The 7,306-nt window shown below is 67.1% G+C and carries 6 protein-coding genes and 1 tRNA gene; 5 read left to right on the top strand and 2 right to left on the bottom strand.

Annotation, left to right across the window (positions count from 1 at the left end):
• Positions 1–190 precede the first annotated feature (190 nt).
• From MIC448_RS01645 to clpX, 5 genes are all read left to right on the top strand, one after another.
• Positions 191–264 (top strand) — tRNA-Pro (locus MIC448_RS01645).
• A 71-nt stretch (positions 265–335) separates the two neighbouring features.
• Complete coding sequence (gene tig, locus MIC448_RS01640; RefSeq protein ID WP_036295080.1) at positions 336–1,799, top strand: trigger factor; 1,464 nt, start codon at positions 336–338, stop codon at positions 1,797–1,799.
• Between the two features lie 182 nt (positions 1,800–1,981).
• Positions 1,982–2,566 carry an ATP-dependent Clp protease proteolytic subunit gene (locus tag MIC448_RS01635; protein WP_036295078.1) on the top strand — a complete coding sequence of 195 codons (585 nt, stop codon included), beginning with the start codon at positions 1,982–1,984 and terminating at the stop codon, positions 2,564–2,566.
• Between the two features lie 32 nt (positions 2,567–2,598).
• Complete coding sequence (locus MIC448_RS01630) at positions 2,599–3,285, top strand: ATP-dependent Clp protease proteolytic subunit (protein WP_036295075.1); 687 nt, start codon at positions 2,599–2,601, stop codon at positions 3,283–3,285.
• 112 nt (positions 3,286–3,397) lie between these two features.
• Complete coding sequence (gene clpX, locus MIC448_RS01625) at positions 3,398–4,666, top strand: ATP-dependent Clp protease ATP-binding subunit ClpX (protein ID WP_036295072.1); 1,269 nt, start codon at positions 3,398–3,400, stop codon at positions 4,664–4,666.
• Between the two features lie 86 nt (positions 4,667–4,752).
• Here the strand turns inward: clpX and MIC448_RS01620 are convergent, their stop codons facing one another.
• Together MIC448_RS01620 and MIC448_RS01615 are read right to left on the bottom strand one after the other, a co-directional pair.
• The gene (locus MIC448_RS01620; protein ID WP_036295069.1) at positions 4,753–5,772 is read right to left on the bottom strand and encodes an ABC transporter ATP-binding protein; all 1,020 of its coding nucleotides are present in this window, start codon (positions 5,770–5,772) and stop codon (positions 4,753–4,755) included.
• Entirely contained in the window at positions 5,769–7,301 is a 1,533-nt protein-coding gene (locus MIC448_RS01615; protein ID WP_199484394.1) for an iron ABC transporter permease, read from the bottom strand. Before MIC448_RS01615 ends, MIC448_RS01620 begins: the two co-directional genes overlap by 4 nt.
• Positions 7,302–7,306 lie beyond the last annotated feature (5 nt).

The raw sequence follows: 7,306 nt of genomic DNA, 5'->3' as shown, positions 1-7,306 counted from the left end.
GACGGGTCACTTCGACAGGCTCAGTGACCGAGGGTGCCCGATTCAGCAACCGAGGGTGCCCGGTTGATCGCCGAGGGTGCCCGATCAGCAGACGTGAGACCGCGGGTAGCTTGGCCGCGACGCCGCGGTGAGGGACTCGGCTAGACTCTTGGGGGTCGTTTCGTACCCGCGTTGACGCGCGGGGTCACCCCGGGGCGTAGCTCAGCTTGGTAGAGCGCCCGCTTTGGGAGCGGGAGGCCGCAGGTTCAAATCCTGTCGCCCCGACGGACGATCCACACAGACCCTGACCCGCAGCGCATTCGCGCGTGCGATCAATCACGAGGAGAACAACCAGCATGGTGAATAGCACCGTCGAGCAGCTCAGCCCCACGCGCGTGAAGCTGCACATCACGGTCACGCCCGAGGAGCTGAAGCCCAGCATCTCGCACGCATACGAGCACATCGCCGAAGACATCCAGGTCCCCGGCTTCCGCAAGGGCAAGGTGCCCGCGCCGATCATCGACCAGCGCGTCGGTCGCGGTGCGGTCATCGAGCACGCCGTCAACGAGGCGCTCGACCGTTTCTTCCGTGAGGCCGTAAGCGAGAACAACGTCCGCGTCGTGGGTCGCCCCTCCGCCGACATCGTCGAATGGCCGAGCGACAAGGACTTCTCGGGAGACCTCAAGGTCGAGGTCGAGGTCGACGTCCGCCCCGAGGTCACCCTGCCCCCGCTCGAGGGCATCACGCTGACGGTCGACGCCGTCGAGGTCGACGAGTCCGCCATCGACGAAGAGCTCGACCGCCTGCGCGGCCGCTTCGGCACGCTCATCACCGTCGACCGCCCCGCCAAGACTGGTGACTTCGTCGAGCTCGACATGGTCGCCACGATCGACGGTGCCGAGATCGACCGAGCCGGTGGCGTGTCGTACGAGGTCGGCTCGGGTGAACTGCTCGAGGGCATCGACGAGGCCATCGATTCGCTCACCGCCGGCGAAGAGACCACGTTCCGCTCGAAGCTCGTCGGTGGCGACCACGCCGGTGAAGAGGCCGAGGTCGTCGTGTCGGTCACTGCGGTCAAGGAGCGCGAGCTGCCCGAGGCCGATGACGACTTCGCACAGATCGCCAGCGAGTTCGACACCATCGCTGAGCTCCGCGAGAGCCTGAGCGAGCGCGTCGGCCAGCAGTCGGCGTTCACACAGGGCTCGGCCGCGCGCGACAAGCTGATCGAGACGCTCCTGGAGCAGCTCGACATCCCGGTTCCCGCGCAGCTCGTCGAGGACGAGGTGCACACGCACCTCGAGGGCGAAGGTCGCCTCGAAGACGACGTGCACCGCGCCGAGGTAACCGAAGCGAGCGAGAAGCAGTTCCGCACGCAGGTCGTGCTCGACAAGCTCGCCGAGGACGCCGATGTGCAGGTGTCGCAGGAAGAGCTGAGCCAGTACATCATCCAGTCCGCCGCGCAGTACGGCATGGCGCCGCAGGAGTTCATGCAGGCGCTGCAGCAGGGCAATCAGCTGCCCGCGCTCGTCGGTGAGGTCGCCCGCAACAAGGCCCTCGCGGTCGCGCTCGGCAAGGTCACTGTCGTCGACACCAACGGCAAGCCCGTCGACCTGTCCGGCTTTATCGCCGTGGACGACGAGGAACGGGATGAGGACGAGCTCGAGGCCGAAGAAGAGGTCGTCGAAGAGGCTGCAGAGATCGCGGATGCCGCCGCCGAGGCCGACGCCGTGATCGAGGCCGAAGAGGCCGAGAAGAAGCCGGCCAAGAAGGCCCCCGCGAAGAAGGCTCCGGCCAAGAAGGCTGCGGCCGACAAGGCCTGATCGCCACCGCGATAGCGAAGAGGACGGATGCCCCGCGGCATCCGTCCTCTTCTGTTTCGGCGAGACGTGGGCGCCCGCGGGGGAGCGCGCCGCGACACCCGCTCTGCCCAGGGCGAACACGGGCGAAGCCGCCGATCCGCGCCGGTAGATTCGTCGCAGACGTACAACGAATGGGAGCAACGATGGCCGAACCATTGATGGCAACGAGTGTCTTCGACAGGCTGCTGAAGGACCGCATCATCTGGCTGGGATCCGAGGTGCGCGACGAGAATGCCAACGAGATCTGCGCCAAGATCCTGCTGCTCGCCGCGGAAGACCCCGAGAAGGACATCTTTCTCTACGTGAACTCGCCCGGTGGATCGATCACCGCCGGCATGGCGATCTACGACACGATGCAGTTCGTACCGAACGACATCGTCACGGTCGGCATCGGCATGGCCGCCTCGATGGGCCAGCTCCTGCTCACGAGCGGAACCAAGGGCAAGCGCTACATCACGCCCAACGCGCGCGTGCTGCTGCACCAGCCCCACGGCGGCTTCGGCGGTACCTCGAGCGACATCCAGACGCAGGCCCAGCTCATCGTCTCGATGAAGAACCGCCTGGCCGAGATCACGGCAGCGCAGACGGGCAAGTCCGTCGAGCAGATCAACGAAGACGGTGACCGCGACCGCTGGTTCACCGCCGATGAGGCCCTCGAGTACGGCTTCGTCGATCACATCCGCGCGCACCTCTCCGACGTCACTGGTGGCGGCGGGACGGCTATCTGAGGCATCCGAAGGACAGACAAGGAAGCATGAATATGGACATCCCCACCTTCGGCTCGGCCGCGGCAGAGGGTCTCGCGCACCGCGGACTCCAGGCCCCCGGATCGCGCTACATCCTGCCCCAGTTCGAGGAGCGCACGGCCTACGGCTACAAGCGCCAGGACCCGTACAACAAGCTGTTCGAAGATCGCGTCATCTTCCTGGGCGTCCAGGTCGACGACGCCTCGGCGGATGACGTCATGGCCCAGCTCCTGGTTCTCGAGAGCCAGGACCCCGACCGCGACATCATCATGTACATCAACTCGCCCGGTGGCTCGTTCACCGCGATGACGGCGATCTACGACACCATGCAGTACGTGTCGCCGCAGATCCAGACCGTTGTGCTCGGGCAGGCGGCCTCGGCCGCAGCCGTGCTGCTGGCGGCTGGCGCCCCCGGCAAGCGACTCGCCCTGCCGAACGCCCGCATCCTGATCCACCAGCCCGCCATGGGCGAGGCCGGTCACGGGCAGGCGTCCGACATCGAGATCCAGGCGGCCGAGATCCTTCGCATGCGCACCTGGCTCGAGGACACGCTGGCCAAGCACAGCAACAAGACGCGCGAAGAGGTCAACCGCGACATCGATCGCGACAAGATCCTGAGCGGTGTCGACGCCGTCGCGTACGGCCTCGTCGACCAGGTTCTGACGACACGCAAGCGCGTTCCCGCGGCACTCACCAAATAGTCCGCTACCGGCTCGCCCCGGCATCGGTCAATACGACCGGATGTCGGGGCGAGTTGTTAGGCTCGCACTATTGTCCCGCCCGGTCGTCCGGGCATGCATGAGGAGGAGCCCGATGGCCCGCATCGGCGAAAGCGCAGACCTGTTCAAGTGCTCCTTCTGTGGCAAGAGTCAGAAGCAGGTCGTGCAGTTGATCGCCGGTCCCGGCGTTTACATCTGCGACGAGTGTGTCGAGCTCTGCAACGAGATCATCGAAGAGCGGATGGCCGAGGCCGGCACCGGCGTCGTCTCGGACTTCGATCTGCCCAAGCCGCGTGAGATCTTCTCGTTCCTCGAGGAGTACGTCGTCGGGCAGCAGGATGCAAAGCGTGCCCTGTCCGTCGCCGTCTACAACCACTACAAGCGCGTGCGCGCGCACGGCACGATCCAATCAGCCGAGCAGCGCGCCGAAGAGGTCGAGATCGCGAAGAGCAATATTCTGCTCCTCGGTCCGACCGGTTGCGGCAAGACGTACCTCGCTCAGACGCTCGCAAAGCGCCTCAACGTCCCGTTCGCGGTTGCGGACGCGACGGCTCTGACGGAGGCCGGATACGTCGGCGAAGACGTCGAGAACATCCTGCTGAAGCTCCTCCAGGCCGCCGACTTTGACACGAAGCGCGCCGAGACGGGCATCATCTACATCGACGAGGTCGACAAGATCGCCCGCAAGGCCGAGAATCCCTCGATCACGCGTGACGTCTCGGGCGAGGGTGTGCAGCAGGCGCTGCTGAAGATCCTCGAGGGAACGGTCGCGTCGGTTCCGCCGCAGGGCGGCCGCAAGCACCCGCACCAGGAGTTCATCCAGATCGACACGACGAACGTGTTGTTCATCGTCGCCGGCGCTTTTGCGGGGCTTGAAGACATCATCTCCTCGCGCGTCGGTCGTCACGGCGTGGGCTTCGGCGCCCGTTTGCACGAGAAGGACGACGACCAGAACCTCTTCAGTGAGGTCCTGCCGGAAGACCTGCACAAGTTCGGCCTCATTCCGGAGTTCATCGGACGTCTGCCCGTTGTGGCATCCGTGTCTCAGCTCGACCGCGAGGCGCTCATCGAGATCCTCACGGGACCGCGTAACGCGCTGGTGAAGCAGTATCAGCGCATGTTCGAACTCGATGGCGTCGAGCTCGACTTCGAGCGAGACGCGCTCGACGCGATCGCAGAGCTCGCGGTCGGTCGCAAGACCGGTGCGCGCGGTCTGCGTGCGATCCTGGAGGACGTGCTCGGACCGATCATGTTCGACATCCCGTCGACCGAGAACGTCGCGAAGGTCATCGTCACCCGCGCCGCGGTCGACGACGGTGCCGCGCCGACACTCGTCATGAACCGAGCGAAGAAGAGCGCCTGACGGGCGGCATCGCACCGCGGGCGGGCGCTCGTGAGCTCGCGTATGGTACAAGACGCCCAGGCGCCCGCGCCGCGAGACGGTGCGGGTCAAACCGGGAAGATCAACACACCGCGCTCGATCGAGACGGTGACCGCATCCCCGGGCGATGGGAAGTTCGGGGCGACCGCGCGTGCGGTCAACTCGAAGCCGCTCTCCGTGCGAACCTCAACCAGGGCATCGTGCCCCGCGTATTGCACGGACCGCACCCTGCATCGCAAAGCTGAGTCGGCGTCGAGCCGGATCCATTCCGGCCGGACGATGACCCGCACGGCGCCGTCGGGGGCGCGTCCGATGCCGCGGAAGTCGCCGATCGGCGTCTGCACGCGGTCGCCGATCAGATCGCCGGGCAACTCGACAGTCTCGCCGATGAAGTTCGCGACCCACGGATCGACGGGACGTTCGTACACCTCACGCGGGGTACCGACCTGCAGCACACGGCCCTCGCGCATGATGGCGACGCGATCGGCGAGGCTCAGGGCCTCTTCCTGATCATGGGTCACGAGCAGAGCGGTCGCCTCCTGATCTCGCAGCAGTTCGGCGACGTCCGTCCGAAGTTCGTTTCGGAGATTGCGATCGAGAGCACCGAAGGGCTCATCGAGGAGCAGCAACTGAGGTCGCGGCGCCAGCGCCCGGGCGAGTGCCGCACGTTGCCGCTGACCACCGGAGAGTTCGTCGGGGCGTCGATCCAGAAGACGGGACAACCCGACCAGCGTGGCGAGTTCGTCAACCCGCGACGCTCGCTCCGCGGCAGACCGCAGCCCATAACCGATATTGCGTCGGAGGGAAAGATGGGGGAAGAGCGAAGCCTCTTGCGGCACCCACCCCACCCCGCGCTTTTCGGGGCGCACCCGGCCGCGCGCGGTCGAGAGCACGCGTTCGCCGATGCTGATCGTGCCGGCCGAGAGCGGCAGGTGACCGGCGATCGCCCTCAGCAGAGTCGACTTGCCGCAGCCACTCGGCCCGAGGACCGCCGCGATCTGCCCACGTTCCACCTGCAGGTCCAGTTCGTCCAGAACCGGCTCCTGCGAGAAGCCGATGCTCGCCTTGTGTACATCCACCCAGGTCATGTCGCGTCCCTTCCCGCCGCCCTGGAGAGCAGTACCGCCGGCAGCGCCGCCACCAGCACCAGCATCGCCGCGTATGGCGCGGCGGCACCGAACTCGGCGACGGCGGTGCGGGCCCAGAGCTCGGTGGCTAGGGTCGACGTCCCCGTCGGGCGCAGCAAAAGGGTCGCCGGAAGCTCCTTCGCCGCGGCGATGGCGACGAGGCATGCGGCCACGCCGAGGCTCGGCAGGGCGAGCGGAACGGTGATCCGCATCCAGCTGCGGAGCGGGCCCACGCCGAGGGAATGGGACACCTCGGGCAGCCGCGCGGGCACGAGTGCCAGGCCCGAGCGCACCGTACCCACAGCCCTGGGCAGAAACAACACCGCGTACGCGAAGATGAGGGCGGCCACGCCCTGATAGAAGGCGGGCGCGACGGTCAGCGTGAAAAACACGAGCGAAAGACCGACAACGATGCCCGGGAGTGCCAGCGCGACGGACGTCGACGACTCCACGAGAGAGACCAGCGCTCCCGAATACCGTGCCGCGAGAGCGGCGACGGGCAAGGCGAGGAGCACGGTCAGTGCCGCGGCGGCGGCGGCAAGCGTCACCGTAGATACGGACGCCGCGACGAACCGCTCGACATCGATCTGCCTCATCGTCTCGGCTCGAAGCAGTCGGCTCATCAGCCCCCCGAGCGGCAGCACCACTCCCAGCAACGGAGGAATCGACGCAAGCGCTACGAAGGGCAGTGTGCGTGAATCGAGCGTGAGGGATGGCGGAGGGGCGGATCCGAGCGACGGCGGCACGCGGCGGCGAAGGCGACGTTCGACGATCACCACCATGGCGGCCAGCAGCACCAGGACGACCGAGAGGACCGCGGCGAGGCCGCGATCGAAGCTGGCGGCGTACGCCGAGTGGATGCCCCAGGTCAGGGTTTGAAAGCGAAGCATCGAGACCGCGCCAAAGTCCGAGAGACAGTACAGCGAGGCGATGAGGGTGCCAGCGAGGGCACTGGGGGCGATTCGCGGCCATGTCACGGAGAAGAACGCCGAAAGCGCAGAACGGCCGAGGGACCGTGCGACTGGCTCCAGCTGTCCGGAAGAGGACCGCAGCGCCGCGGCGACGGCGAGCGTCACGTAGGGCGTTCCGGCCATCGACAGCACCAGCCAGCTCGGCCAGAATCCCGAGACCGAGGGGAACAGGACGAGCCAGCCGTAGGCGGCGAGGAACGATGGCACCGCGAGGGGCAGGGTGGCGAGCACCACCCAGACGGCGCGATACCGCAACCGGACGTGCGCGAGCGTCCACCCCGCCACGGTGCCCAGGATGAGACACGTCGCGCCCACCGAGATCGCCAGCGCCAGCGAATTGACGACGAGCGCGGCGGTGCGCGGGCGAAGGAGCGTCTCTACCGCTCCTTCGCCGGCCTCCACCGAGCGCACCACGAGGTAGGCGAGGGGGATCAGGGCGAGGGCGCCGACACCGACGCCGAGCGCGGCGAGCCAGACCGGTGGCCGCGCGCGCCCCGTGCTGCTTCGCAGGGTGATCACCTCGT

Source organism: Microbacterium sp. C448 (assembly GCF_000582705.2).
GTDB lineage: Bacteria > Actinomycetota > Actinomycetes > Actinomycetales > Microbacteriaceae > Microbacterium > Microbacterium lacus_A.
Note: the sequence above shows the minus strand (reverse complement) of the source record. Positions and strands in the feature narration are given on the sequence as shown.

Coding starts and splice junctions, on each gene's coding strand:
- tig (WP_036295080.1), top strand. CDS start 336: ATGGTGAATAGCACCGTCGAGCAGCTCAGCCCCACGCGCGTGAAGCTG.
- MIC448_RS01635 (WP_036295078.1), top strand. CDS start 1,982: ATGGCCGAACCATTGATGGCAACGAGTGTCTTCGACAGGCTGCTGAAG.
- MIC448_RS01630 (WP_036295075.1), top strand. CDS start 2,599: ATGGACATCCCCACCTTCGGCTCGGCCGCGGCAGAGGGTCTCGCGCAC.
- clpX (WP_036295072.1), top strand. CDS start 3,398: ATGGCCCGCATCGGCGAAAGCGCAGACCTGTTCAAGTGCTCCTTCTGT.
- MIC448_RS01620 (WP_036295069.1), bottom strand. CDS start 5,772: ATGACCTGGGTGGATGTACACAAGGCGAGCATCGGCTTCTCGCAGGAG.